Consider the following 25,943-nt stretch of genomic DNA (forward strand, 5'->3'; position numbering starts at 1 on the left):
GAGACGCAGCGAGGTTCAGCCCGCGCGGCCCAGTGCCCGCAGGGCGCCGGGCCGACGGCCGCTCAGACGGTCCAGGGCCGTGGCCGTGGCGTCGTCCGCGGGCAGGTGGACGACGATGCGCTGGCCGTCGTCCGGCAGGGCGAGCGTCTCGTGCAGCAGCCGCAGCGATCCGGCCTCCGGGTGCTCGACCCGCTGCGAACCCGTCCGTCGCGGGGCCGTCGCCACATCCGCGAACCGGTCGGCGAACTCCGCCCCCGCCGTCACCGTCAGCTCCTCGGCCAGCTCCGCGACGTACGGGTCCCGCAGGGGTACGTCGTGGCGGAGCTGTGCGACCAGGTTGTCCGCCTCCCGCGCCCAGTCGGGGTAGGCACTGCGGGCGCGGGCGTCGGTGAACAGATGCCGCAGGATGTTGGGGTGCTCGCCGTCGAGGAGCCCGACCGGGCCGAACAGGAGCTCGTAGCCGGTGGTGTGGGCGATGACGTCGCCGATCCAGTTGAGGACCACCGCCGGTGCCGGCTCCAGCCGCTCCAGGACCGCGAGCACCGTGGGACGCGGGGTGCGGCTGAGCGGCGGGGCGGCCGCGCACACCAGCGGGTCTCCGCCGTCCGCCTCCTTGGTGAGGCGGCGCAGCACCATACGGTCCCGCAGGGTCAGGTTCAGCGCGTCGGCGAGGGCGCCGAGCACCTGGGCCGACGGGTTGCGGTCGCGGCCCTGTTCCAGCCGGGTGAGGTACTCGACACTGACACCGGCCAGGGTCGCCAGCTCGGCGCGGCGCAGCCCGGGGGTGCGGCGGCGCGGGCCGACGGGCAGCCCGACCTCCTCCGGGGTCACGGCCTCGCGCCAGGCCCGCAGATAGGTGCCCAACTCGTTGTCGCTCACTCTGCGAACGTACCAAGCGCCGGCGTGCGGGAGGGTGGCCCTGCCACTACCAGGCTCCGCCCGGTCTCCCTCGCGCGCGGCGCTGCACCGAGGGTGGAGGACATGACGCAGAACGACATCTCGAACGCGCCGACCGTCGCCGCCCTGCCGCTCTCCCCCGGCGACTGGGTCCTGGACCCCCTGCACTCGGCCGTCAACTTCACCATCCGGCATCTGGGCATCGCCAAGGTGCGCGGCCGCTTCGCAGATGTGCAGGCCGCTCTCCACGTGGGCGGGACGCCGGAGGAGGTGCGGGTGACCGCGGAGATCGCGCTCGCCTCCATCGACACCGGGAACCCCAACCGGGACGCCCATGTCCGCTCGGCCGAACTGCTCGACGTCGAGAAGCGCCCGACCATGGCCTTCCGCTCGACGCGGGTGTCGGGCGAGGGCGAGGACTGGTCCATGGAGGGCGATCTGACGATCGGCGACGTGACCCGGCCGGTCACGCTCGCCGTCGAGCTCGGCGGGCTCGTCGACGTGCCGATGGACGGCAGCCGGCATGCCGGCTTCGAGGCGACGGGCGAGATCCGGCGCAGCGACTTCGGGCTCGATTTCGCGGCCGGTCTTCTCAGTGATGTTGTCAAGATTCAGCTGGACATGGAGTTCGTGGCACCGCAGGGCCAGGGCGGCTGATCATGCAACGAGCGGCGCCCCGCGGGGAGTTCCCGCGGGGCGCCGCTCGTTTCCGTCCGTGACACGGACGCGCTGCCCGGCCCGGATCGATCCGCCGACCTGCCGCACTGCGCCGGACTGCCGGACTGCCGGACTGCCGGACTGCCGGACTGCCGGACTGCCGGACTGCCGAGCTGTCGGCTGTCGGCTGTCGGCTCAGGCTTTGCGTGCCCTCGTCGTCTTCTTCGCGGGCGCGGCCTTCTTCGTCGCCGCGGCGGCCTTCTTGGCCGCCGTGCTGTCGGCGGCCCCGCTCGTCCTGGCCGTGGCGGCCTTCTTCGCCGTGGACCTGGCCGCGACGGTCCTGGCCGCCGTCTTGCGCGGGGCCCTCACCGGCGCGGCGTCACTGATCCGGTCCGCGCCGAGGATCTCCCGCAGGAACTTGCCGGTGTGGCTCGCCGGTACCCCGGCGACCTCCTCCGGCGTGCCCTCGGCGACGACCAGACCACCGCCCGCACCGCCCTCGGGTCCCATGTCGACGACCCAGTCCGCGGTCTTGATCACGTCGAGGTTGTGCTCGATGACGATGACCGTGTTGCCCTTGTCGACGAGGCCGCCGAGGACCTTCAGCAGCTTGCTGATGTCCTCGAAGTGCAGGCCGGTGGTCGGCTCGTCCAGGACATAGACGGTGCGCCCCGTGGAACGCTTCTGCAGCTCGCTGGCGAGCTTGACGCGCTGCGCCTCGCCGCCGGACAGGGTGGTCGCGGACTGGCCGAGGCGGACGTAGCCGAGACCCACGTCGTTGAGGGTCTTCAGGTGGCGGGAGATCGCCGGGACCGCCTCGAAGAAGTGCATCGCCTCCTCGATCGGCATGTTCAGGACCTCGGCGATGGACTTGCCCTTGTAGTGGACCTCCAGGGTCTCCCGGTTGTACCGGGCCCCGTGGCAGACCTCGCACGGGACGTAGACGTCCGGGAGGAAGTTCATCTCGATCTTGATCGTGCCGTCACCGGCGCAGTTCTCGCAGCGGCCGCCCTTGACGTTGAAGGAGAAGCGGCCGGGCAGGTAGCCGCGGACCTTCGCCTCGGTCGTCTCCGCGAACAGCTTGCGGATGTGGTCGAAGACGCCGGTGTAGGTCGCCGGGTTGGAGCGCGGGGTGCGGCCGATGGGCGACTGGTCGACGTGGACGACCTTGTCGACGAGGTCGTCCCCTTCCACGCGCGTGTGGCGGCCCGGCACATTGCGTGCGCCGTTCAGTTCGCGGGCCAGGTGCGTGTAGAGGATGTCGTTGACCAGCGTCGACTTGCCGGAGCCGGACACGCCGGTGACGGCCGTGAACACGCCGAGCGGGAAGGAGACGTCGATGTCCTGGAGGTTGTTCTCCCGGGCCCCGTGCACGGTGAGCTGCCGCCCCGGGTCGCGCGGGCGGCGGATGTCGGGCAGCGGGATGGACTTCCTGCCCGACAGGTACTGGCCGGTCTGCGACTCGTCGTTGGCGAGCAGTTCCTTCAGGGAGCCGCTGTGCACGACCTTGCCGCCGTGCTCACCGGCGCCGGGGCCGATGTCGACGATCCAGTCGGCGACCTTGATGGTGTCCTCGTCGTGCTCGACGACGATGAGCGTGTTGCCCATGTCGCGCAGCCGGACCAGGGTCTCGATCAGCCGGTGGTTGTCGCGCTGGTGCAGGCCGATGGACGGCTCGTCGAGGACGTAGAGCACGCCGACGAGGCCGGAGCCGATCTGGGTGGCCAGACGGATGCGCTGGGCCTCACCGCCGGAGAGGGTGCCGGCCGCGCGGTTCAGCGACAGATAGTCCAGGCCGACGTCGACCAGGAACCGCAGCCGTTCGTTGACCTCCTTCAGCACCCGCTCGGCGATCTTCTTGTCGCGGGCGTTGAGCCTCAGCTCGCCCAGGAAGTCCGCGCAGTCGCTGATGGACATGGCGGCGACCTCGGCGATCGACCTCTCCATGATCGTCACCGCGAGGACGAGCGGCTTCAGCCGGGTGCCCTCACAGGTGGGGCAGGGCACCTCGCGCATGTAGCCCTCGAAGCGCTCCCGGCTGGCGTCGGACTCGGCCTCGCTGTGCCGGCGCTTGACGAAGGGCACGGCGCCCTCGAACGGGGTCGTGTACACCCGCTCGCGGCCGTACCGGTTGCGGTAGCGGACCTCGATCTGGGTCTTGTGGCCGTGGAGCAGTGCCTTCCTGGCGCGCTGCGGCAACCCCGCGAAGGGGATGTCGGTGCGGAAGCCGAGGGCGTCCGCGAGGGCGCCGATCAGGCGGCTGAAGTAGTCCTTGGTGTGCCCGTGCGACCAGGGGTGGATGGCGCCCTCGTCGAGGGACTTGTCCTCGTCCGGGACGATCAGCTCGGGGTCGACCTCCATGCGTGTGCCGATGCCGGTGCACTCGGGGCAGGCGCCGAAGGGCGAGTTGAAGGAGAAGGAGCGGGGCTCCAGCTCCTCGAAGGACAGATCGTCGTACGGGCAGTACAGATGCTCCGAGTACATGCGCTCGCGCTCGGGGTCGTCCTCGGGGAGGTCGACGAAGTCGAGCACGACCATGCCGCCGGACAGGCCGAGGGCGGTCTCGACGGAGTCGGTCAGGCGGCGCTTGGCGGAGTCCTTGACGGTGAGGCGGTCGACGACCACCTCGATGGTGTGCTTCTCCTGCTTCTTCAGCGTGGGCGGCTCGGACAGCTGGATCGTCTGCCCGTCCACGCGCGCACGGGAGTAGCCCTTGGTCTGGAGGTCCGCGAAGAGGTCGACGAACTCGCCCTTGCGCTCGCGCACCAGCGGCGACAGCACCTGGAAACGGCTGCCCTCCGGCAGCTCCAGCACCTTGTCGACGATGGCCTGCGGCGACTGGCGCGCGATGGGGCGGCCGCACTCGGGACAGTGCGGCTTGCCGATGCGGGCGAAGAGCAGCCGCAGGTAGTCGTAGACCTCGGTGATCGTGCCGACCGTGGAGCGGGGGTTGCGCGAGGTCGACTTCTGGTCGATCGAGACAGCCGGGGAGAGACCTTCGATGAAGTCGACGTCCGGCTTGTCCATCTGCCCGAGGAACTGGCGGGCGTACGAGGAGAGCGACTCCACGTAGCGGCGCTGCCCCTCGGCGAAGATCGTGTCGAAGGCCAGGGAGGACTTGCCCGACCCGGACAGGCCCGTGAAGACGATGAGCGAGTCCCGAGGCAGGTCGAGCGAGACATTCTTCAGGTTGTGCTCGCGCGCGCCACGGACGATGAGACGGTCGGCCACGCCGGTCCGCACCTTTCTTGAGAGAAGTGACAGGGGCGGGGCCCCCGTCTTCATCAGACTAGGGGGAGCCACTGACAACGCCGGTCGGATTCACCGGTTGTCAACAATCCCCGGCCTTCCAGCATGCCCGACGCCGACACCGACCATATAGCACGCACATTCGATTTACGGGCACGATCCGACTCCTTCACCCGAAGGAGTGGCGCGACTAAGGTCGGTTCCATGAGTGATCACGCACATGACCTGGCCCGTGTACGGGAAGCGACCGAACAGCTCCTCACCGCGGTCGCCAAGATGGACAACGCAGCCGTGGCCGAACCGTCACGCCTGCCGGGCTGGAGCCGCGGCCATGTGCTCGCCCACCTCGCGCGCAACGCGGACGCCCTCGTGAACGTCCTGGAGGGCCGCCCCATGTACGCCTCCGCCGAGGCCCGCGACGCGGACATCGAGCGGGACGCCCCGCGCCCCCTGGACGCGCAGGTCACGGACGTCCGCGAGAGCGCTGCCCGGTTCCTGGCGACGGGCGACGCCCCCGCCGACTGGTCGCGCACCGTGGAACTGCGCAACGGCGTGACGGACACGGCGTCCCGTGTGCCCTTCCGGCGCTGGGTCGAGGTCGAGCTGCACCATGTGGATCTCGGGATCGGCTACGAGCTGGAGGATGTGCCGGCGGAGTTCACGGAGCGGGAGATCGACTTCCTCGCCGACCGGTTCTCGGGCCACCCCGACGTCCCCGCGACCCGCCTCACCGACGGCACGCGCGCGTGGAGCACCGGCCGGGAGGCCGACCGGCCCGAGGTCACGGTCACGGGCACCCCCGCGGACCTGCTGGGCTGGCTCGCCGGACGCCGGGACGGCGCGTCCCTGTCGGCGGACGGCGGCACCCTGCCGGCGCTGCCGCCTCTGTAGCCGGCCCTCCGCCCGCGCGGACGCCTCCCCCGCCCGCCTCCGCGCGGACGCCTCCCGCCGGCTTCGGCGCTCCCGCCGCCGAAGGCCGACGACAGGCCCGCTCCGGTCTCCCGGCGATAGGCTTCCGCCATGACGTACAGGGGACAGGTGACGGTCGGCGGCCCGGCGGATGTGCACGAGCTCAAGGACCTGATGATCACCAAGATCGCGGTCGGCCCGATGGACAACAACGCCTATCTGCTGCGCTGCCGGGCCACGGACGAGCAGCTGCTGATCGACGCGGCCGCAGACGCGCGCGCCCTGCTCGGCATGATCGGTGACGACGGGATCGCCTCCGTCGTCACCACCCACCAGCACGGGGACCACTGGCAGGCGCTCGCCGAGGTCGTCGCGGCCACCGGCGCGCGCACCTACGCCGGCCGGGACGACGCCGAGGGCATCCCCGTACCGACCGACGTGCCGGTCGACGACGGCGACACCGTCCGCGTGGGCCGCGTGGAGCTGACCGCGCGCCACCTCGTGGGACACACGCCCGGTTCGATCGCCCTCGTCTACGACGACCCGCACGGTCACCCGCACGTGTTCACCGGGGACTGTCTGTTCCCCGGCGGGGTCGGCAACACCCGCAAGGACCCGGTGGCGTTCGCCAGTCTCATCCGCGACGTGGAGACGAAGATCTTCGACGTGCTCCCCGACGAGACCTGGGTCTACCCCGGCCACGGCAACGACACCACGCTCGGCGCCGAGCGCCCGCACCTGCCGGAGTGGCACGCGCGCGGGTGGTGAACTCCCCCGCGCGGGCTTGCTCATGACGTACGGCGCGTGTTGCGTGCGGACCGCAGTGCACGCGCCGAGGGCGCGCACAGGTGCTCCCGGTGCGGAACGCCGCGCGGTCGGCCGGGCGCGGCCCCGCACGGGACGACGGCGCCCGCGCGGAAGGGACCGCCGCCCTCCGGTTCCCCCTTGGCCGGCGGCCCGGGCGGGCCGTCCACGGGGCGTCGCACGCACTGTTCATGTGATCGCAACACCCGCTCCCACCATGCGGACAGGTGACGGTGCGACCTCGACAACGGTGCGGTTCGCTGCCACTCTCCCGCCATGTTTCTCGCCCCCGGCGCCCTGCGCCGCGCCGTCACCGCCGCGACCACCGTCCTCCTCGCCGCCGCCGTCGGCTGTGCCCCGCAGCCGGAGGGGACGGCGTCGGGGCCGTCCACCGGTACCTGCGCGAAGGGCGAGCTGGCCACCGAGACGCCGGGCAGGCTGACGATCGCCACCGACGAGCCCGCCTACGAACCCTGGTTCAAGGACGACGAACCGGCGAACGGCAAGGGCTTCGAGTCGGCGGTCGCCTATGCCGTGGCGGAGCGCCTCGGTTACGGCAGGAGCGCCGTCGTCTGGCGGTCCGTTCCCTTCAACAAGGCGTTCGCGCCGGGTGAGAAGACCTTCGACTTCGACATCAACCAGGTGTCCGTCAGCGACGAGCGCAGGAAGGCCGTCGACTTCTCCTCCGGCTACTACGACGTGCGCCAGGCCGTCGTCGCGCTGAAGGACTCCGACGCCGTGAAGGCGAAGACCGTCGCCGACCTCAGGAAGTCCAGGCTGGGTGCCCAGGTCGGCACCACCAGCCTCGACTACATCGCCGACGTGGTGCGGCCCGAGCGGGCGGCCGCCGCGTTCGCCAGGAACGACCAGGCCAAGTCAGCGCTGAAGAACGGCCAGGTCGACGCCATCGTGGTCGACCTGCCGACCGCCTTCTACATCACCGCGGCCGAGGTGACGGACGCCCGGATCGTCGGCCAGTTCGAGAACCGGGGAGCGGCGCCCGAGCAGTTCGGTCTCGTCCTCGACAAGGGCAGCGTCCTCACCGCGTGCGTGTCGGACGCCGTCGACGCCCTGCGCGAGGACGGCACCCTGGCCCGCATCGAGCAGGAGTGGCTCTCCGACGCCGTCGACGCGCCGGTGCTGAAGTGACGGTCACCGAGGGCGAGACGGGCCGGGAGAGCCCCGACGACGGCGGGACGCCCGAGGCCGACGACGCCTACGTCCCCTCATCGCGCCGCCTGGAGCGCGAACGCCACAAGCGGGTCCGCGCGCGCCGCGCCACGGGGATCGCCGCGCTGTCGACCCTGGTCACGGCCGCCGCCCTCTACCTGGTCGTGGTGAACGCGCCCGGCTGGCCGCGCACCAAGGAGACGTTCTTCGACGGGGACTACGCGCGCGAGGCGTTCCCCGAGGTCCTCGAAGGGCTGTGGCTGAACGTGCGGCTGCTGCTGGTCTGCGGCGCCGCCGTCCTGGTCCTCGGCATGCTGATCGCCGTCGCCCGCACGCTGCGCGGCCCGGTGTTCTTCCCGCTGCGCGCCCTGGCCGCCGCCTACACGGACTTCTTCCGCGGGCTTCCGCTGATCATCAACCTGATGATCGTGGTGCTCGGCGTGCCCGCCCTGCGGCTTCAGGGCGTGACCGTGGACCCGGTCGTGCTCGGCGGTGCCGCGCTGACGCTGACGTACTCCGCGTACGTGGCCGAGGTGTTCCGCGCGGGCATCGAGTCCGTGCACCCCTCCCAGCGGGCGGCGGCCCGCTCGCTGGGCCTCAGCAGCCGTCAGGCGCTGCGCCATGTGGTGCTCCCCCAGGCCGTACGCCGCCAGGTGCCACCCCTGCTGAACGACCTGGTGTCGCTGCAGAAGGACACCGGGCTGGTGTCCATCGGCGGCGCGGTGGACGCCGTGCGGGCGGCGGACATCATCGCGGGCCGCAGCCTCAACTACACGCCGTACATCGTCGCGGGCCTCGTCTTCGTGGCGCTGACCATCCCGATGACCCGCCTCACCGACTGGGTCACGGCCCGGACGGACCGCCGCCGCGCCCAGGGAGGCGCTCTGTGAACGACACCGCACCCGTGCTGCGCATGAAGTCCGTGCGCAAGACCTTCGGCGGGACGGTCGTCCTGCGGGACGTCGGCCTGGAGGTGGCCCCGCACACCGTCACCGCGCTGATCGGGGCCTCCGGTTCCGGCAAGTCCACGCTGCTGAAGTGCGCCAACCTGCTGGAGGAGATCGACGACGGGGCGATCTGGCTGGACGACGAGGAGATCACCGGCCCGCGCGTCGACCAGGACGCGGTGCGGCGCCGTATCGGCGTGGTCTTCCAGGCGTACAACCTCTTCCCGCACATGACGGTCCTGGACAACATCACCCTCGCCCCGCGCCGGGTGCACGGCGTGCCGCGCAAACAGGCCGAGGAACGCGCCGGAGAGCTGCTGGAGCGGCTCGGACTGGGCGGGAAGGCCCGGGAGTATCCGGACCGGCTCAGCGGCGGCCAGCAGCAGCGTGCGGCGATCGTGCGCGCCCTGGCCGTACGGCCCCGGCTGCTGCTGCTCGACGAGATCACCGCGGCGCTCGACCCCGAGCTGGTCGGTGAAGTGCTCTCCGTGGTGCGCGGCTTGAAGGACGAGGGCATGACGATGCTGCTGGCCACGCACGAGATGGCGTTCGCGCGGGAGGTGGCCGACCAGGTCTGCTTCCTGGACGCGGGCGTCGTCCTGGAGCGCGGCGGCGCCGAGCAGGTCCTCGGCGATCCGCAGCAGGAACGCACCCGGCGGTTCCTGCGACGGATCGTGGAGTCGGGGCGGCTGTAAGGGGCTGCGCCCATGGACAGCGGGGCTTACCTCCGGGCAGGACCGGCCCGGGACCGGCCCCGCCGGGTCAGGTCGCGGCCCGCCCGGTCCCGGCCAGCCGCGCGACGCGCTCGACGCCGAACACGTACCCCTGCACCCCGCAGCCCGCGATGACACCGTCGGCCCGCAGCGACACGTAGGAGTGGTGACGGAACGACTCGCGCCGGTGGATGTTGGAGATGTGCACCTCCAGCACCGGCATGCCGTCGCAGGTGTTGAGCGCGTCCAGGATCGCGACCGAGGTGTGCGAATAGGCACCGGGGTTGATCACGATGCCGCAATGACCGAGCCGGGCCTCGTGGATCCAGTCGACCAGTTCTCCCTCGTGGTTGGACTGGCGGAAGTCGACCGTGCCGCCGTGCGCGGCCGCCGCCTCGGCGCACATGGCCTCCACGTCGGCGAGCGTGTCGGAGCCGTAGATCTCCGGCTGGCGCTGCCCGAGCAGATTCAGGTTGGGGCCGTTCAAGATCATGATCGGGGCGTCGGCCAGGGTGCGGGGCACAGCTTCCTCCGGTCCTTTCGGGTGGGGCGGCCCGCCGGGAGCCGCTGTTCGCACCCGGTTTATCACGGTGCGACGGGCCCGCGGCCACCCCTAGCATCCCGTCATGACCACACCCGTCTATCCCCCCAAGCCCTCACCGGGCGACCGCATAGCCGTCATCTCTCCCGGCGCGGGGCTGCCGGGACTCTTCCCGCAGCCCTACGAACTCGGACTGGAGCGGCTGCGCAAGGAGTTCGGCCTCGAACCGGTCGAGTACCCGGCGACCCGGAAGATGGGCTCCACACCCCAGGAGCGTGCGGACGACGTCCACGCCGCCTTCGCGGACCCGGACGTCAAGGCGGTCATCGCGTCGATCGGCGGAGACGACCAGATCACGGTGCTGCCGCTGCTGGACCGGGAGCTGATCCGGGCCAACCCGAAGCCGTTCATCGGACTCAGCGACAACACCAACCTGCTGGCCTACCTGTACAACACCGGCATCGTCGGCTATCACGGCGCGAGCGTGATGTGCGAGCTGGGCCGCCCCGGCGCGATGAACCCGCTGACCGCGGAGTCGCTGCGCGCGGCGCTGTTCACCTCCGGCCCCTACGAGCTGAGGCCCGCCGGGCACTGGAACGACGTGAACCGCGACTGGGCGGACCCGGCGACCTTCGAGTCGGAGCCCGCGATGCGGCCCGGCGACGGCTGGACCTGGGTGAACGCCGACCGCGTGGTGGAGGGCCGCAGCTGGGGCGGCTGTCTGGAGATCCTCGCCTGGCTGCTGATGGCCGACCGGGAGATCGCGCCGGACCCGGCGTGGTACGAGGGCGGCGTTCTCCTTCTGGAGACGTCGGAGGAGATGCCGAGCGGCGAGGAGGTCTTCCGCATCCTGCGCAACATGGGCGAGCGCGGACTGCTGAGCCCCTTCTCGGCCCTGCTGATGGGCCGGGCGAAGACATGGTCCTTCGAGAAGCCCAACACCCCCGAAGCGGCCGCTCGTTACGCGCAGGAGCAGCGGGAGGCCGTACTGCGCGCCATGCGGGTGTACGCCCCCGACACCCTGATCGTCTTCGACGTGGACTTCGGTCACACCGACCCGCAGCTGGTCCTCCCCTACGGCGGCCTGATCCGCGTCGACGGACCCGCCGGGCGCATCACCGTCACGTACTGAGGCGCGTGCCGCACCACCGCACGCCCCCGTAACCCGCGATCACCGTGGGTAGTTGACGCGGCATGCACGACGTACGCACAGTGAGGGCACCCGGCATGCTGCGGCTCGCGGTCGCCTCGCTCGCCGGGACGGCCATCGAGTTCTACGACTTCTTCGTCTACGGGACGGCGGCGGCGCTCGTCCTGGGTCCGCTGTTCTTCCCGACGTTCTCGCCGGTGGCGGGCACGCTCGCCGCGTTCGGGACCTTCGGCGTGGGCTTCGTCGCGCGGCCGCTGGGATCGGTGCTGTTCGGGCACATCGGGGACCGGCACGGCAGACGGCCGGTCCTCGTCGCCTCCCTGCTGCTGACCGGCGCCTCGACCGTCGCGGTCGGCTGCGTCCCGGCGTACGACACGATCGGCGTGGCCGCGCCCGTCCTGCTGCTGATGCTGCGTTTTCTGCAGGGGCTGGGCCTGGGCGGGGAGTGGGGCGGGGCGGTCCTGCTGACCGCCGAGCACGCTCCCGCGGAACGGCGTGCCCTGTGGTCGAGTTTCCCGCAGGTCGGGCCCGCGGTGGGCTTCGTGCTGGCCAACGGGCTGACGCTGGCGCTGGCCGCCTCGCTGTCCGAGGCACAGTTCACGCAGTGGGGCTGGCGGGTGCCGTTCTGGGCGGCCGGGGTGCTGGCGCTGGCGGGGCTGTGGCTGCGCTCCTCGCTCGCCGAGAGCCCCCGCTTCCTGGAGATCGACGACCACGCGCGGATGCCGCTCGCCGAGGTGCTGCGCGACCACTGGCGGCTGGTGCTGCTGACGGCCGGCGGCCTCGCGGTCGGCTACGCGATCTTCTACGCCGTGACGACGTGGTCCCTCGCCTACGCCACCGAACGGCTCGGCGTGAGCCGTACCGTCATGCTGACCTGCATCATGGCCGCCGTGGTCGTGAAGGGGGCGCTCACCCCGGCGGCGGCTCTGCTCGGCGACCGCTACGGCCGGCGGCCGATGTGCCTGGCCGGCTGCACCGCGGCCGCTCTGTGGATGTTTCCGATGGTGGCGCTGCTGTCGACCGGGGAACCGCTGCTGATGTTCCTCGGCTTCCTGGGCGCACTGCTGTCGTTCATCGCCATGTTCGCCGTCGTCGCGGCGTATCTGCCGGAACTGTACGAGCCGCGGGTGCGCTGCACCGGTGCGGCCGTCGGATACAACCTCGGCGGGGTGCTCGGCGGCGCGCTCACGCCGATCGTGGCGACGGCCCTCGCCGAGCAGGGCGGCCGCGTGCCGTGGGGCGTCGCCGCGTATCTGACGGGTATCGCGCTGCTGAGCCTCGTCTGCTTCGCGCTGCTGCCGGAGACCCGGCCGGCACGCGTCGAGGCGGCACGCGCAGAGGCGGCCGCGGGCTGAGACGCCGCAGAGGATCCCGGGTGTTCCTAGGGGTTGACCGCCAGTTCCAGGTACGCCGCGAAGATCACCAGGTGCACACCGCCCTGGAGGGGTGTCGCCCGGCCCGGTACGACCGTCAGCGAGCCCACCACGATGGTCAGGGCGAGCAGCACCATGTGGATGGCGCTGAGGCCGAGGACGAGCGGCCCGGAGAGCCAGATCGTCGCCAGGGCGACCGCGGGGATGGTCAGACCGATGCTGGCCATGGCGGAGCCCAGGGCGAGGTTGAGGCTGGTCTGGACCCGGTCCCGGCGGGCGGAGCGCAACGCGGCGATGGTCTCGGGCAGCAGCACCAGCATCGCGATGATCACACCCACGACGGCGTGGTGGAGCCCGGCCGCCTCCACACCGTCCTCGATGGTCGGTGACACTCCCTTGGCCAGTCCGACGACTCCGACCAGGGCCAGACCGAGCAGTCCGAGGCTGATCAGCGCGGTGCGCGAGGTCGGCGCCGAGGCGTGGTCCTCCGAGGTGATCACATCGCCCTGCCGGGTGATCGGCAGGAAGTAGTCGCGGTGGCGCACCGTCTGGGTCGCCACGAACAGTCCGTACAGGATCAACGACGACAGCGCGGCGAAGGTCAGTTGCACGGTGGAGAACTCGGGTCCGGGCTTGCTCGTGGTGAAGGTCGGCAGCACCAGACTGAGCGTGGCGAGGGTCGCGACGGTCGCCAGGGCCGCGCCGGTCCCCTCCGAGTTGAACACCGCGGTGCCGTGACGGAGCGAGGACACGAGCAGGCACAGGCCGACGATGCCGTTGCAGGTGATCATCACGGCGGCGAAGACGGTGTCCCTGGCCAGGGTCGCGCTCTTGTCACCGCCGTCCACCATGAGCGTGACGATGAGCGCCACCTCGATGATCGTCACGGCGATGGCGAGGACCAGCGAGCCGAAGGGTTCACCGACCCGGTGCGCCACCACCTCGGCATGGTGGACGGCGGCGAGGACGGCGGCGGCGAGGACCACGGTCACCACCGCCACCACCGGTCCCGGCAGATCTCGGCCCCAGGTGAAGATCAGGAGGATCACCGCGAGCACCGGCACGAGAGAGGTCCAGCGAGTGACGAGCGACTGGAGCCTGACGATCATGCGGTGATCCTCCCAGAGGTGGACGGGCCCCGCATTCCGGCCGGATGGGGTGGCCGTCCGCGGGACGCACGGTGCTGCGTGGCCCGCTGTGCGCGTCTCTATCCGAGGTCGCGCGCGTCCGGCAGACCGCAGTCGACGAAGCGGCGGCCGGTGCCGAGCGCAGCCGGCTGTTCGGAGACCTTGGTGGTCTCCGGGTCGTCACTGTTGCGCATGGCCTCCTCGTACGAATCGAACTCGATGAGGGTGTAGTGGCGGTTGGGGTTGTCGCGGTCCTTCAGGAGCGTGCGGCGGGCCGGGCCGCCCTGCTTGTCGCCCATGTGCTGCGCGGTCTCCTGGAGCAGCCGCTCCATCTCGTCCAGACGGTCGGTCTCGAAGCCGATGATCTGCACGAACTTCATGGATGCCTCCAGGCGGCCATGGCGTCTCCCGGTCCGGGAGCGCGCACAGCACCCGAGCAAGCACCGGGAGGGGCGCTCGGCAATGCGACACGGCTCCCTCCCGGTGCTGGTTCTTCGTACGGCGGACACGGTCAGGCCCCGACGCTGTCCTTCGGAGCGCCTTCGCCGTCGGCGTGCGCCGCCTCGGCCGCCGCCTGCTTCTTCGACGCCATCAGGCTGGTGACGGTGGTGACGATCAGGACGGCGCAGATCACACCGAGCGAGACCGGGATGCTGATCTCCGGGACATGGACACCGGACTCGTGCAGCGCGTGCAGCACGAGCTTGACGCCGATGAAGCCCAGGATGACCGACAGGCCGTACGACAGGTGGACCAGCTTCTTCAGCAGGCCGCCGATGAGGAAGTACAGCTGCCGCAGGCCCATCAGCGCGAACGCGTTGGCGGTGAAGACGATGTACGGGTCCTGCGTCAGGCCGAAGATCGCGGGGATCGAGTCGAGGGCGAACAGCACGTCGGTGGTGCCGATGGCGAGCATCACCACCAGCATCGGGGTCATGACCCGCTTGCCGTTCTCCTGGATCCACAGCTTGGTGCCGTGGTAGCGGTCGGCGACACCGAAGCGGCGCTCGGCCGCCTTGAGCAGCTTGTTCTCCTCGAACTCCTCGTCGTCCTCGTCCGAGCGGGCCTCCTGGATGAGCTTCCAGGCCGTCCAGATCAGGAAGGCGCCGAAGAGGTAGAACACCCAGGCGAAGCTGGCGAGGATCGCGGCTCCCGCGGCGATGAAGATCGCCCGCAGGACCAGGGCTATCAGCACACCCACCAGGAGCACTCGCTGCTGGTACTGCGAGGGCACCGCGAACTTCGCCATGATCAGCACGAAGACGAAGAGATTGTCGACGCTGAGCGACTTCTCGGTGATGAAGCCGGCGAAGAACTCGCCGGAGGGCTGGCCTCCGCCGAAGATCAGCAGGCCGAGACCGAAGAGGCCGGCCAGGGCGATCCAGACGACCGTCCAGATTCCGGCTTCCTTGATCGACACGTCATGGGGCTTGCGGCCGATGAAGAAATCGACCGCGATCAGGGCGGCGAGGCCCACGATCGTCAGGACCCAAAGGGTCACGGAAACATCCACTGCGCCTCCGGCAGTACGTCACGGCGAACAGTTCAGTCAGCGTCGTCGCTGCCGGAGGTCTCTTCCACCCGGTCGTCCCACGCGGTTGCCGCGCGGCCGGGCCGACGCCCCGGGATCTGGCCTGATCCGTATTGACGGGGTCGCCGCAGTTGGCAGGGAGTACTCCCCTCCGTGTGGAAAAGAGTACCCCGACTACCAAGGAAAGGTAAAGAGGAAGGTAAAGGAAAGGGTAAATGGGCTGGTCAACAGCCCTTTACCCGTGCTTGGTCAAGTCAGCGGTTCAGGTCCCGCCGGGCCGCGGCGACCTGGGTGAGCACCTGCTGGAGGACCTGGCTGCCGGGCGGCACGAGCGGCGGCTCGTACGTCCAGCAGTGCCCGACCCAGGGGTCGGCCAGATGATCGTCGGGCACCGCGGTCAGTCGCAGCAGCGAACGCCACAGAGGATCCAGCAGCGGTCCGTAACCCGCGGCGTCCTCACGGTCGGCGACCATCATCAGATGGACACCCACGTCCGGGCCCTCGTCCGCCAGATAGCGAAGCTGGGTCACAGCCCGGTCGTCGAAGCCGTGCGGGAAGTCATTGACGATCAGCAGCTGCTGGGAGGTGTCGAAGCCCGGCGGCAGCGCGTCGGACGCCCCGCCGCGCACCGCCATCTGCACCAGGTCGACCCGCTGCGTCAGCCGGGCCAGCACGTCCGCCACCCCGGCGGCGCCGACGGCGGGCGGGCTCGCCAGCACGCCGGTCTGCACGAGGGGCGCGAGGGCCTGGACCCCGGAACCGGCCGGGTCGATGGCATGCACCGTGAACTCGCCCGCCGGATACACCGCGAGCAGCCGTGCCGCGTGAGCCACCGCCGTCTCCAGCGCCAGGCGCCGCAGGTCGTGGGAGTCGGTGAAGGACGCGTCCCCCGCTCCCGTCCGGCCGCTGTCGATCCACAGGCCGCGCTCCAGCGGCAGGCGGACCAGCATCGGGATGCGCAGTTCGGCGGACTCGGGCAGATGGAGATCGCCCAGACGCAGGGCCATCGGCAGCTCCATCGGCACGCGGTAGCCGTGCCAGACGGGGTTGTCCCAGCGCGCGTACGCGGCGGGCAGCGCGGGCTCGACGACGTCCGACTCGGCTGTGAGCTGGGCGAGGTCCCGGTCCAGGGCCGCCCTGGCCTGGTCGACGAGCTGGGTGTGCTTGGCACGGGCGGCCTCGCGTGCGGCGTCGCCCTGTCCGCCGATGCGGGCACGCGGGTCCGACAGCACCTGGTCGAGTTCCTTCTCCATACGGGAGTCGGCGAAGTCGACGGCGCTGCGGTACGAGGCCGTGGCACGGGCCAGGTCCTCGAACATGCCCCACACCTGGTTGTAGAGCCGCTCGTCCATGGACCAGCCGCTCGCGTCGCCCGCCACGGGCGTCGCGGGCTGTCCGGGCCGGGCCGGGGGCGCGGTGGGAGCGGGCGGCGGCGGAGCCGCGTTCTGCCGGCGGGGATGGCTGTAGTCGATCGGGCCGCCGGAGGTGGACGTCGACGGCTGGGGGCCGGCGGAGGGGTCGACCGGGGTCGCCTCCGGTCCGCCGGTGTGTCCCGTCGGCACCGGGCCGTGACCGGTGTTCGGGCCGGTGCCGGTGTACGACGAGCCGGTCTGCGGGCTCGTACCGCTGTACGGCGAGCCGCTGTTGTCGGGGCCGAGCGCCGGGGCGGCGGTGTGCCGGGAGCGGTCACCGTCCGCCGTGCGCGGCGGGGGCGCCGCCACGGACCGGGCCACGCCCTGGGTCACTGCCTCGTTGATGTCGCCGGCGAGCCGGTGCGCCTCGGCCAGGCCCTGGTCGGCGAGCAGCTCCGCGAGGCCGCCTGCATACCCCTGGCCGATCGCGCGGACCTTCCACGCGCCCTGACGGCGGTAGAGCTCCAGGGCGACGACGGCCGACTCGGTGTCGAGGCCCGTGACGGTGTAGTTGGCGACCTCGGTGCCGTCGAGGCCGGTGACGGCGACGAACGGGGCGGCCACGGCTCCGAAGCGGACCGGGCCGCCCACGCCTGTCGGCAGAGCGAGCAGGAGGCTGACCCGGTGCACCGCGTCCGCGACCGCGTCCAGGTCCACCGCCAGGCGGTGTTCGGCAGCCGCCTGGCGGGAGACCTCAAGACCCGGCTGGGTGGGTGCGCCCGGGTGGGCGACCCATTCCACGCCGTGCACCTTGCCGTGCTCGTCGCTCAGCGTGGCCGCGGCCACGATCGGCTTGCCGGCCGAGACCCGGATCTCTAGACGGGTCTCGGAGAGCGGGTGGTTCTGTCCCCGCACCAGCTCGGCCGTCATCGCCTTCGTCCCCCTGTGTCGCTCGTGGTGATGTGATCTGGGTCGGCTGCCCGGGCCGTCCTCAGAGGACCGGCAGGATGGCCGGCATCAGGTCCTGGAAGGTACGGCCGTTGGCCGGGCTGCCCAGGGCCGTCATCGCCCAGCCGGTGCCGCTGCGGTGCACCTTCGCCATGATCTGGGCGGTGTAGGCGCCGCCGCCGGCGAGGGTGTAACGGGCGAGCTCCTGGCCGTTGGTCTCGTCGACCAGGCGGCAGAACGCGTTCTGCACCTCCTGGAACGTCTGGCCCGTGAAGGAGTTCACGGTGAAGACGATCTGGTCGATGTGGACCGGGATGCGCTGGAGGTCGACGAGGATGGCCTCGTCGTCGCCGCCCTGGCCGACACCGCCGACGAGGTTGTCACCGGTGTGCCGGACGGAGCCGTCGTCGCTCACCAGGTGACGGAAGAAGACGACGTCGACCGGCTGCTTGTCGGCGAACAGGACCGCGGAGGCGTCCAGGTCGATCTCCCGCGTCCGCGAGCCGAACAGGCCACGCCGGGGGGCCGCCTGCCAGCCGAGACCCATGCGCACCGCAGTCAGGCTGCCGCCGTCGTTCTTCTGCAGACTGATGGCCTGACCCTTGGTCATGTTGACGGTCACGCGCTGATTCCCCTCTCGAACTGTCCCCTGCCGCCGCGAAGTACGCGGCTGACCGAAACCCTACGCAGGGGCACTGACACTGCCGAACCCCGGCCCCGACTTTGTGTCGGTCTTGCAACACAGCACGTACGACGGGGCGCCCCGGGCGCCAGCCGCGGTGTCGGCCGACGCCTCAGGAGGTCCGTCAGGCCAGTCCGGCCTCCCGCATCTGGCGCAGTTCCTTCTTCATCTCCGACACCTCGTCACGCAGCCGTGCCGCGATCTCGAACTGGAGGTCCGCGGCGGCGGCCCGCATCCGCGCGGTCAGCTCCTCGATCTGGTCGGCGAGCTCCGCGGCGGGGCGGTCGGTCGGCACGGTCTCCGCGGCCCTGCCCTTCGCGGACCTGGCCTTGGTGTCCTTCGCCGCCTTGCCGCCGAGGGAAGGCACGGGCGCCTTGGTGCCCCCGCCGTCCTTCTTGGCGCGGTAGCCGGTGCCCAGGAGCTGCTCGGTGTCGACGCCCTCGCGCGCGATCTGCGCGACGATGTCGTTGATCTTCTTGCGCAGCGGCTGCGGGTCGATCCCGTTGGCCTTGTTGTACGCGATCTGCTTCTCCCGGCGGCGGTTGGTCTCGTCGATGGCCTTCTCCATCGCCGGGGTGATCTTGTCGGCGTACATGTGGACCTGGCCGGAGACATTGCGCGCCGCGCGGCCGATGGTCTGGATCAAAGAGGTGCCCGAGCGCAGAAAGCCTTCCTTGTCGGCGTCGAGGATGGCCACCAGCGACACCTCGGGCAGGTCGAGGCCCTCGCGCAGCAGGTTGATGCCGACCAGGACGTCGTACTCACCGCTGCGCAGCTCTCGCAGCAGCTCGACACGGCGCAGGGTGTCGACGTCGCTGTGCAGATAGCGCACCTGAATGCCGAGTTCCAGGAAGTAGTCGGTGAGGTCCTCGGACATCTTCTTGGTGAGGGTGGTGACCAGGACCCGCTCGTCCTTCTCCACGCGGGTGCGGATCTCGTGCACCAGGTCGTCGATCTGGCCCTCGGTCGGCTTGACGACGACCTCCGGGTCGACCAGGCCGGTGGGCCTGATGATCTGCTCGACGACACCGTCGCCGCGGGACAGCTCGTAGGTGCCGGGCGTCGCCGACAGGTACACCGTCTGGCCGATGCGCTCCTGGAACTCCTCCCACTTCAGCGGACGGTTGTCCAGGGCGGAGGGCAGCCGGAAACCGTGGTCGACGAGGGTGCGCTTGCGGGAGGCGTCGCCCTCGTACATGGCGCCGATCTGCGGCACGGTCACATGCGACTCGTCGATGACGAGGAGGAAGTCGTCGGGGAAGTAGTCGAGCAGGGTGTTCGGCGGGGAACCGGGCTGCCGGCCGTCGAAGTGCATCGAGTAGTTCTCCACGCCGGAGCAGCTGCCGATCTGGCGGAGCATCTCGATGTCGTAGGTGGTGCGCATCCGAAGGCGCTGGGCCTCCAGGAGCTTGCCCTGCTTCTCCAGCTCGCCGAGCCGCTCCCCCAGCTCCTTCTCGATGTCGTTGACGGCCCGCTCCAGGCGCTCCGGGCCGGCGACGTAGTGGGAGGCCGGGAAGACGTAGAGCTGCTGGTCGTCGCTGATGATCTCGCCGGTGAGCGGGTGGAGGGTGGACAGGGCCTCGATCTCGTCGCCGAACATCTCGATGCGGACGGCGAGCTCCTCGTAGACCGGGAAGATCTCGATGGTGTCGCCGCGCACCCGGAACGTGCCGCGTGTGAACGCCATGTCGTTGCGGGTGTACTGGATGTCCACGAAGCGGCGCAGCAGCTGGTCGCGGTCGATCTCGTCGCCGACACGCAGCGGGACCATGCGGTCCACGTACTCCTGGGGGGTGCCCAGGCCGTAGATGCAGGAGACCGAGGCGACCACGACGACGTCGCGGCGGGTGAGGAGCGAGTTGGTCGCGGAGTGGCGCAGCCGCTCGACCTCCTCGTTGATCGAGGAGTCCTTCTCGATGTAGGTGTCCGACTGGGGGACGTACGCCTCGGGCTGGTAGTAGTCGTAGTACGAGACGAAGTACTCGACGGCGTTGTTGGGCAGCAGCTCGCGGAACTCGTTCGCCAGCTGGGCGGCCAGCGTCTTGTTCGGCGCCATCACGAGGGTGGGGCGCTGGAGCTTCTCGATCATCCACGCGGTGGTGGCGGACTTGCCTGTGCCGGTCGCGCCCAGCAGGACGACGTCCTTCTCTCCGGACCCGATACGCCTGGCCAGGTCGGCGATGGCCGCCGGCTGGTCGCCGTTGGGCTGGTAGGGGCTGACGACCTCGAAGGGCGCCACCGTGCGTTCGATGTGGGAAACGGGCCGCATGGGATCCACCGTACGACCCACCACTGACAACGGGGCGGGATCAGCGGTTCTGCGAGGCCCGGGGCCCACCGCGCGTGACCACGGGGCGCGGGGGACGCCGGCGGGGCGGGGCCGTGTGGCTGTGGGCGGGGACGCCCGGCTTCTGCTCCTCGCGGGGCCGTTCCGCTCCGCCCATGACCATCCGGGGATCGAACATCACGACGACACCGGCGAGGAGCAGGAACGCCAGGGGGCCGATCAGCATCGGGGCGAGCAGGCTGGCGGCCGACTCGCCCGAGGAGGGGTCCGCGGTGCCGTGGAGGTGGACGCTCACCCCGGCCATGCCCGTGTAGTGCATGCCGCTGACGGCGAGGCCCATGACGAGGCTCGCGCCGACGCTCCAGGTGAAGCCCCGGATCTGCCCGGCGGCCCACAGGGCGGCGGTGGCGGCGGCCATGGCGATGACGACGGAGACGGTCACGCTGAGCGTGCTGTACTGCAGGCGCCCGTCCAGGCGCATCCCGGCCATGCCGAGGTAGTGCATCGAGGCGACGCCGAGACCGGTGATCGTGCCCCCGGTGAACAGGGCCGCACCGCTCGGGCCCCGGTAGCCGACTATGAAGATCCCCACGCCCACCATGACGATCGCGACGCCGAGGCTGGCGTACGTGGTGGCCCGGTCGTAGTGGATCGGGGCCTCCTCGACCCTGAAGCCCATCATGGCGATGAAGTGCATGGTCCAGATGCCGGAGCCGATGGCCGCGGAGCCGAGGGCGAGCCATCCGGGGCGCCAGGACCGCGCGATCAGCAGGGATCTCGTGGTGCAACGCAGGCCGAGGGCACCGCCGAGACAGGCCATCAGATAGGCCACCACGGGGGTGACCAGGCCATAGCTGAATCCGTCGACCGTGCCTTGCATGCGCGGTTGCCCTTCCGCCTTTGCTTACCGCAAATATTCGAGCTCGCCCCTCCCCGTGACCGCTCGGGCGGTCGGGACCGAGTGCAGAGAGTATGACTGCCCCCGGAACGGTCGAACGATTTTCCGGCAAAGAAACACGGGCCCGCCCCAATGTGCGGCCCAGGTGAGCGGCCGGAGGTCACACCGTTCCGTCCGTGCCCGTCACGCGCCCGCCCCGGATGTCACCCTCTGCGGGCACGGTGGAGCCGTACGTGCCTGAGCCGTACCCGGCGATCGGGCGGGAAGACCCTCGGGGGTCCTCACCGACGAGGGGCGGCTCGACGACGGGCATCCGCAGGACGGGCCGGTCGTGCGGAGCATCGGCACGGACCGTGTCCGCGCCGTGCACGAGCCGATGCCGTCGCCCGGGACGGGGCTGCTCGGCGTGGCGCCCGCCCGGGACGGGCGGGGCCGGCCCGGTGCGCCGGCCCGGTGCGCCGGCCCGGTGCGGTGCCTGCTCGCGGGGCGTTGTCAGTGGCGGGTCGTACGGTGGGGCCATGAACAGCCATGGGCAGAACGAGCAGCAGGTCGTGTGGGCCGTCGTCGGCACCGGCATCGGCCCGCTGCTGCTGGCGGCGACGCGCGACGGCCTGGTCAACGTCGTGTTCCACGCCACCGACGCCGTGCGCGACCGGGCGCTGGACCGGCTGGCGTCGCGGCTCGGCACCGAGCCGGTGGAGGCGCCCGCCTCCCCGCTGCTGGCCGAGGCGATACGCCAGGTGGAGGCGTACTTCTCGGGTGGGCGGCGCGGCTTCGAGCTGCCGCTGGACTGGTCGCTGATCTCGGGCTTCAACCGCCAGGTGCTGCGTGAGCTGGCCTCGGGTGTCCCGTACGGCACGGTCGTCGGCTACGGCGACCTGGCCGACCGGGTCGGCCAGCCGGGCGCGGCCCAGGCGGTGGGCGTGGCGATGGGGTCCAATCCGCTGCCGGTGGTGGTGCCCTGCCATCGGGTCGTGGAGAGCGACGGCGGCATAGGCGGCTTCGGCGGCGGGCTGGAGACGAAGCGCAAGCTGCTCGCCCTGGAGGGCGTGCTGCCGGAGCCGCTGTTCTGAGGACGCCCTCCCCGGCTGTGGGCGAGCAGGGCTACGCGTAGTGGCGTGCCTCGACGACATTGCCGTCGGGGTCGCGGAAGTAGAAGCTGCGTCTCGCGCTGCCGCGGGCGCCGAAAGCGTCGTGGGAGTAGTCGGAGACGGGCACGTCCAGGTCCTCCAGCCGGGTCCGCAGGGCGTCGAAGCGGTCTGCCGGGAGGGCCAGGCAGACGTGGTTGACGGGGTGCCCCGCGCTGTCGGCGGCGCCCGGCAGCATCGTCATGCGCGCGGCCGTGTCCAGGGCCATGAGGTCGAGGACGCTGTCCTCGCTGACACGTACCGAGGGGAAAGGGGCGCCGCCCTCGGTGTACTCGGTGAGGCGCACGGGTTCCAGGCCGACCGCGGTCTCGTAGAAGCGGGCCGAGGCGACGGGGTCGCGCACCCAGAGGACGACATGGTCGAGACGTGCCGTGTTGTCCGTCATGCCCCCAGGCTGAGGGACCGTGGCACCCGCCGCAAGGGTTTGACCGGGGGCGCCGCCCGCCAGAGATGAGGGAAGACCGACCGACAGGAGGCAGACGCGTGGTGCTGGTGGTGTCCGAAGAGGTGCGGGAGGCGGTCCAGGCGCACCGCCCGGTGGTGGCCCTGGAGTCCACGATCATCGCGCACGGGCTGCCACGCCCGCGCAACCTGGAGGTGGCGCTGGAGCTGGAGGCCGTCGTACGGAGGGAAGGGGCGGTACCGGCCACGATCGCGGTCCTGGACGGACGCCCCCTGGTCGGACTGGACAAGCAGCAGCTGGAGCGCGTCGCCAACGAGGACGGGATCCGCAAACTCGGTCATCGCGATCTGGCACTGGCCGTGGCGTCGGGGGCGAGCGGGGCCACGACGGTGTCGGCGACCGCGGCGCTGGCGGCGCTGGCCGGCGTCCGGGTGTTCGCGACAGGCGGTCTCGGCGGGGTGCACCGGGAGTGGACGGTGACCCAGGACGAGTCGGCCGACCTGGGCCTGCTGGCGCGCACCCGGATCACGGTGGTGTGCGCCGGGGTGAAGTCGATCCTGGACGTACCGGCGACACTGCAGCGGCTGGAGACGCTGGGGGTCGCGGTGGCCGGATACGGCACGGACCGTTTCCCGGGCTTCTATCTGTCGGACTCGGGGCAGCCGGTGGAGTGGACGCTGGACGACCCCGAGCAGGTGGCGGCGGCGATGCGGGCCCAGGACGCGCTCGGGGCGGCGGAGTCGGCGCTGATCGTGGCCAATCCCGTGCCCGAGGAGGAGCAACTGGATCCCGGGCTGCACGCGCGTGTGCTCGCCGACGCGCTGCGGGCGTGCGAGGCGGAGGGGATCAGCGGCCAGGCGGTCACACCGTTCCTGCTCGATCACCTCGTACGGCACACCGACGGCGCCTCGCTGAGCGCCAATCTCGCGGCGGTGCGCGGCAATGTGCGGCTGGCCGCGCGGATCGCGGCGGCCTGGGCCGGGAAGTGATCCCGCCCGCGGACGGGGCGCTCCTGGTGGCGGGGGACGTGATCACGGACGTCGTCGCCCGTCATCGGGGACCGCTCGCGTCGGGCACCGACACGGCCGCCGCCGTCCGTCTGGTGCCGGGCGGGGCGGGCGCCAACGTGGCCTGCTGGGCGGCGCACTGGGGAGGCCCGGAGGTGCGCATGCTCGGAAGGGTCGGAGCGGACTCGGCGGCCTGGCACGAACGGGAGCTCGCCGGATACGGTGTGCGGCCCCTGCTGGTCGTCGATCCGGAGGCGCCGACCGGGACGGTGGTGTGCCTGGTGGACACCGAGGCGTTCGCGGAGCGGACGTTCCTCACCGACAGCGGCGCGTCCCTGCGGCTCGGCCCCGACGACTGGTCGGAGTCCCTGCTGGACGGTGTCGCCTGGCTGCATCTGTCGGGCTATCTGCTGTTCTCGGAGCCGGGCCGGGCGCTGGTGGCACGAGCGATCGGATCGGCACGCGCACGGGGTGTTCCGGTCAGTCTGGATCCGGCCTCGGCGGGCTTTCTCAAGGGACTGGGCGCGGAGCGTTGCCTCGCTCTGCTGGAAAGTGTGGACGTCCTGTTGCCGAGCCGGGACGAGGCATGTCTGCTGACCGGTCTGCCGGACGCCGTGGACGCGGCGGCCGAGCTCAGCCGTCATGTCCCGCTGGTCGTCGCCAAGCAGGGTGCGGCCGGTGCGCTGGTGGCCCGGTCGGGCACCGTGCAGGCCCGGGTGCCGGCCGCGCCGGCGACTCCCTGCGACACCACCGGGGCCGGCGACGCCTTCACCGGGGCCTTCCTCGCCGCGCTGCTCACGGGCGCGGGGCCCGAGGACGCGGCGGCGCAGGGCGCACAGGCCGGCGCGCGGGCGGTCGAGCGGGTGGGCGGCCGGCCGCCGACGCGTGCCGCGCGTGGGGCCGGTGAGCGGCCGGAAGGGCGTGGGCCTGCGGGGACGGACCGACGGTAGGGCACCTCTCCCACCGGCCGCAGGTCCGGAAGCTCATCGGGCCACCGGCCTGTCGGCAGGTCCGAAGGCTCACCGAGCCATCGGTCCCCGGCCCTGTACGCCTACGCCTTGCGCCCCCACGCCGAGATCAGCGCGGGTGCCGCCAGGTCCAGGGTGCCCGAGGAGACGTGGGACAGATGGCGGTCGATGTCGTGGTCGGTGGCGAGGCCCGCCGTGACGAGCCGGTCCCGGACCTGACGGATCGTCGCCGATTCGAGTGCCGCGCCGGCCGGCGAGCTGACGGGGAAGCAGGCGTCGGCCTCGACCTGACGCAGTCCGGCCTCGCGGAGCAGACGGGGCAGTGTCCTGCCGTGGGCGACGTCGATGCCGTGGTGGGTGAGGAGGGTGCGGACGCCTTTCCTGAGCCGGTTCGCCAGTTCCTGCTCGGGTCCGTGCTCATCAGGGCAGATCAGCGGCTGCAGCGCGGGGTCGCTGTCCTCGACGAGGAGCCGTCCGCCGGGCCGCAGGGCCTTGATCATGGAGCGCAGCGCCCGCTCCCGGTCGGGCACCCGGCCGAGCACGAGCCGGGCGTGGACCAGGTCGAACCCCTCCCCCGGCGGGTCCTGGGCGGACACGTCATGGACGCGCACCTCGACCGGCGGGCGGGACGGCGAGTCGGCCCAGGAGGTGTCGGTGGCGGTCGCGACGACCTTGCCGGTGGGGCCGACCTTCTTCGCCAGCCACGAGACGACGCTCGTGCCTCCCGCGCCGGCCTCCCAGCAGCGCCAGCCGGGTCCGACGCCGAATCCCTCGAAGTGCCGGAAGGTCACAGGGTCGAAGAGCGCGGCAAAGGCGTCGCGCCACTCCGCCGCCTCGGCCCTCCGACGCGCACGCTCGTCACGCCGGGGGTCCGGGTCCTGCTGCTCGCCGGAATCACGGAGGTCCGGGCTGCCGAGGAGTCCGGGGTGCTGGTCACCCTGGTCGCGCCGGTCGGGGTGCCGCTCGGAGTGCGGGTCGGGGTGCGGGCGGTCGCGGTGATCGATGTCGTCCAGCAGGTGTCCGTCGGTTTGCGTCATGCCGCGATCATCCCAGTTGTCCGGGTTGTGAGGATGTGGCGACGCTCGGGGTGCCCGCATGTCCGCCACGGCGACGCACGCCGGCCTCGCCAGGCCGACGTGCGTCACGAGCAGGGCGGCACCACCGGCAGACGGCGCCACCGTC

Annotated in this window: 23 protein-coding genes; 11 read left to right on the forward strand and 12 right to left on the reverse strand. The window is 71.3% G+C overall.

Annotated elements, in window-relative coordinates; all coding sequences use genetic code 11:
* Positions 1-15: 15 nt before the first annotated feature.
* Positions 16-879, reverse strand: coding sequence for a helix-turn-helix domain-containing protein (locus ACIQGV_RS23715; protein WP_402497155.1), 864 nt, complete (start codon positions 877-879; stop codon positions 16-18).
* A gap of 102 nt (positions 880-981) precedes the next feature.
* Here ACIQGV_RS23715 and ACIQGV_RS23720 point away from each other — a divergent pair, with 102 nt between their 5' ends.
* A complete protein-coding gene (locus ACIQGV_RS23720; RefSeq protein WP_402497156.1) occupies positions 982-1,554 on the forward strand; it encodes a YceI family protein in 573 nt (190 codons plus the stop codon).
* A gap of 195 nt (positions 1,555-1,749) precedes the next feature.
* Here the strand turns inward: ACIQGV_RS23720 and uvrA are convergent, their stop codons facing one another.
* Positions 1,750-4,785 carry an excinuclease ABC subunit UvrA gene (uvrA, locus tag ACIQGV_RS23725; RefSeq protein ID WP_402497157.1) on the reverse strand — a complete coding sequence of 1,012 codons (3,036 nt, stop codon included), beginning with the start codon at positions 4,783-4,785 and terminating at the stop codon, positions 1,750-1,752.
* A 222-nt stretch (positions 4,786-5,007) separates the two neighbouring features.
* Here uvrA and ACIQGV_RS23730 point away from each other — a divergent pair, with 222 nt between their 5' ends.
* The 5 genes from ACIQGV_RS23730 (at position 5,008) to ACIQGV_RS23750 (ending at position 9,328) form a co-directional block, all read left to right on the forward strand.
* Complete coding sequence (locus tag ACIQGV_RS23730; protein ID WP_402497158.1) at positions 5,008-5,694, forward strand: maleylpyruvate isomerase family mycothiol-dependent enzyme; 687 nt, start codon at positions 5,008-5,010, stop codon at positions 5,692-5,694.
* A 129-nt stretch (positions 5,695-5,823) separates the two neighbouring features.
* Complete coding sequence (locus ACIQGV_RS23735; protein ID WP_402497159.1) at positions 5,824-6,480, forward strand: MBL fold metallo-hydrolase; 657 nt, start codon at positions 5,824-5,826, stop codon at positions 6,478-6,480.
* Positions 6,481-6,792: 312 nt separating this feature from the next.
* Positions 6,793-7,665: an ABC transporter substrate-binding protein gene (locus ACIQGV_RS23740; protein WP_402497160.1), complete on the forward strand. Its 873-nt coding sequence runs from the start codon at positions 6,793-6,795 to the stop codon at positions 7,663-7,665.
* Positions 7,662-8,576 carry an amino acid ABC transporter permease gene (locus ACIQGV_RS23745; protein WP_402497161.1) on the forward strand — a complete coding sequence of 305 codons (915 nt, stop codon included), beginning with the start codon at positions 7,662-7,664 and terminating at the stop codon, positions 8,574-8,576. The genes ACIQGV_RS23740 and ACIQGV_RS23745 overlap by 4 nt, the downstream gene beginning before the upstream one ends.
* 23 nt (positions 8,577-8,599) lie before the next feature.
* Positions 8,600-9,328 carry an amino acid ABC transporter ATP-binding protein gene (locus ACIQGV_RS23750; RefSeq protein ID WP_402497616.1) on the forward strand — a complete coding sequence of 243 codons (729 nt, stop codon included), beginning with the start codon at positions 8,600-8,602 and terminating at the stop codon, positions 9,326-9,328.
* A 67-nt stretch (positions 9,329-9,395) separates the two neighbouring features.
* Here the strand turns inward: ACIQGV_RS23750 and aroQ are convergent, their stop codons facing one another.
* Entirely contained in the window at positions 9,396-9,869 is a 474-nt protein-coding gene (gene aroQ, locus ACIQGV_RS23755) for a type II 3-dehydroquinate dehydratase (protein ID WP_402497163.1), read from the reverse strand.
* A 103-nt stretch (positions 9,870-9,972) separates the two neighbouring features.
* Between aroQ and ACIQGV_RS23760 the strand changes: the two genes are divergently transcribed.
* Together ACIQGV_RS23760 and ACIQGV_RS23765 are read left to right on the forward strand one after the other, a co-directional pair.
* Complete coding sequence (locus tag ACIQGV_RS23760; RefSeq protein WP_402497164.1) at positions 9,973-11,019, forward strand: S66 peptidase family protein; 1,047 nt, start codon at positions 9,973-9,975, stop codon at positions 11,017-11,019.
* 62 nt (positions 11,020-11,081) lie between these two features.
* Entirely contained in the window at positions 11,082-12,392 is a 1,311-nt protein-coding gene (locus ACIQGV_RS23765; protein WP_402497166.1) for an MFS transporter, read from the forward strand.
* Positions 12,393-12,418: 26 nt separating this feature from the next.
* Here the strand turns inward: ACIQGV_RS23765 and ACIQGV_RS23770 are convergent, their stop codons facing one another.
* From ACIQGV_RS23770 to ACIQGV_RS23800, 7 genes are all read right to left on the reverse strand, one after another.
* Positions 12,419-13,519 carry a calcium:proton antiporter gene (locus ACIQGV_RS23770; RefSeq protein WP_402497167.1) on the reverse strand — a complete coding sequence of 367 codons (1,101 nt, stop codon included), beginning with the start codon at positions 13,517-13,519 and terminating at the stop codon, positions 12,419-12,421.
* Between the two features lie 98 nt (positions 13,520-13,617).
* A complete protein-coding gene (locus ACIQGV_RS23775) occupies positions 13,618-13,917 on the reverse strand; it encodes a hypothetical protein (RefSeq protein WP_402497168.1) in 300 nt (99 codons plus the stop codon).
* 131 nt (positions 13,918-14,048) lie between these two features.
* Entirely contained in the window at positions 14,049-15,050 is a 1,002-nt protein-coding gene (locus tag ACIQGV_RS23780; protein WP_402497170.1) for a TerC/Alx family metal homeostasis membrane protein, read from the reverse strand.
* A gap of 272 nt (positions 15,051-15,322) precedes the next feature.
* On the reverse strand, positions 15,323-17,350 hold the full coding sequence (locus tag ACIQGV_RS23785; RefSeq protein WP_402497171.1) for a TerD family protein: 2,028 nt from the start codon (positions 17,348-17,350) through the stop codon (positions 15,323-15,325).
* Between the two features lie 61 nt (positions 17,351-17,411).
* On the reverse strand, positions 17,412-17,990 hold the full coding sequence (locus ACIQGV_RS23790; protein WP_402497172.1) for a TerD family protein: 579 nt from the start codon (positions 17,988-17,990) through the stop codon (positions 17,412-17,414).
* Positions 17,991-18,174: 184 nt separating this feature from the next.
* A complete protein-coding gene (uvrB, locus tag ACIQGV_RS23795) occupies positions 18,175-20,319 on the reverse strand; it encodes an excinuclease ABC subunit UvrB (protein ID WP_402497173.1) in 2,145 nt (714 codons plus the stop codon).
* Positions 20,320-20,359: 40 nt separating this feature from the next.
* Positions 20,360-21,217 (reverse strand): MHYT domain-containing protein, encoded by an 858-nt coding sequence (locus ACIQGV_RS23800; RefSeq protein ID WP_402497175.1) that lies wholly within the window; start codon positions 21,215-21,217, stop codon positions 20,360-20,362.
* Positions 21,218-21,753: 536 nt separating this feature from the next.
* On the opposite strand from ACIQGV_RS23800, the gene ACIQGV_RS23805 reads away from it, so the two are divergent.
* Entirely contained in the window at positions 21,754-22,308 is a 555-nt protein-coding gene (locus tag ACIQGV_RS23805; RefSeq protein ID WP_402497177.1) for a methylated-DNA--[protein]-cysteine S-methyltransferase, read from the forward strand.
* Between the two features lie 31 nt (positions 22,309-22,339).
* On the opposite strand, the gene ACIQGV_RS23810 is transcribed toward ACIQGV_RS23805, so the two are convergent.
* On the reverse strand, positions 22,340-22,768 hold the full coding sequence (locus tag ACIQGV_RS23810) for a VOC family protein (RefSeq protein WP_402497178.1): 429 nt from the start codon (positions 22,766-22,768) through the stop codon (positions 22,340-22,342).
* 101 nt (positions 22,769-22,869) lie between these two features.
* Here ACIQGV_RS23810 and ACIQGV_RS23815 point away from each other — a divergent pair, with 101 nt between their 5' ends.
* Positions 22,870-23,775 carry a pseudouridine-5'-phosphate glycosidase gene (locus tag ACIQGV_RS23815; RefSeq protein ID WP_402497619.1) on the forward strand — a complete coding sequence of 302 codons (906 nt, stop codon included), beginning with the start codon at positions 22,870-22,872 and terminating at the stop codon, positions 23,773-23,775.
* Positions 23,772-24,743: a carbohydrate kinase family protein gene (locus tag ACIQGV_RS23820; protein WP_402497179.1), complete on the forward strand. Its 972-nt coding sequence runs from the start codon at positions 23,772-23,774 to the stop codon at positions 24,741-24,743. Before ACIQGV_RS23815 ends, ACIQGV_RS23820 begins: the two co-directional genes overlap by 4 nt.
* A 101-nt stretch (positions 24,744-24,844) precedes the next feature.
* Here the strand turns inward: ACIQGV_RS23820 and ACIQGV_RS23825 are convergent, their stop codons facing one another.
* Entirely contained in the window at positions 24,845-25,798 is a 954-nt protein-coding gene (locus ACIQGV_RS23825; RefSeq protein WP_402497180.1) for a methyltransferase domain-containing protein, read from the reverse strand.
* Positions 25,799-25,943: the final 145 nt, after the last annotated feature.

The organism is Streptomyces sp. NPDC093094 (genome assembly GCF_044754345.1).
Taxonomy (GTDB): domain Bacteria; phylum Actinomycetota; class Actinomycetes; order Streptomycetales; family Streptomycetaceae; genus Streptomyces.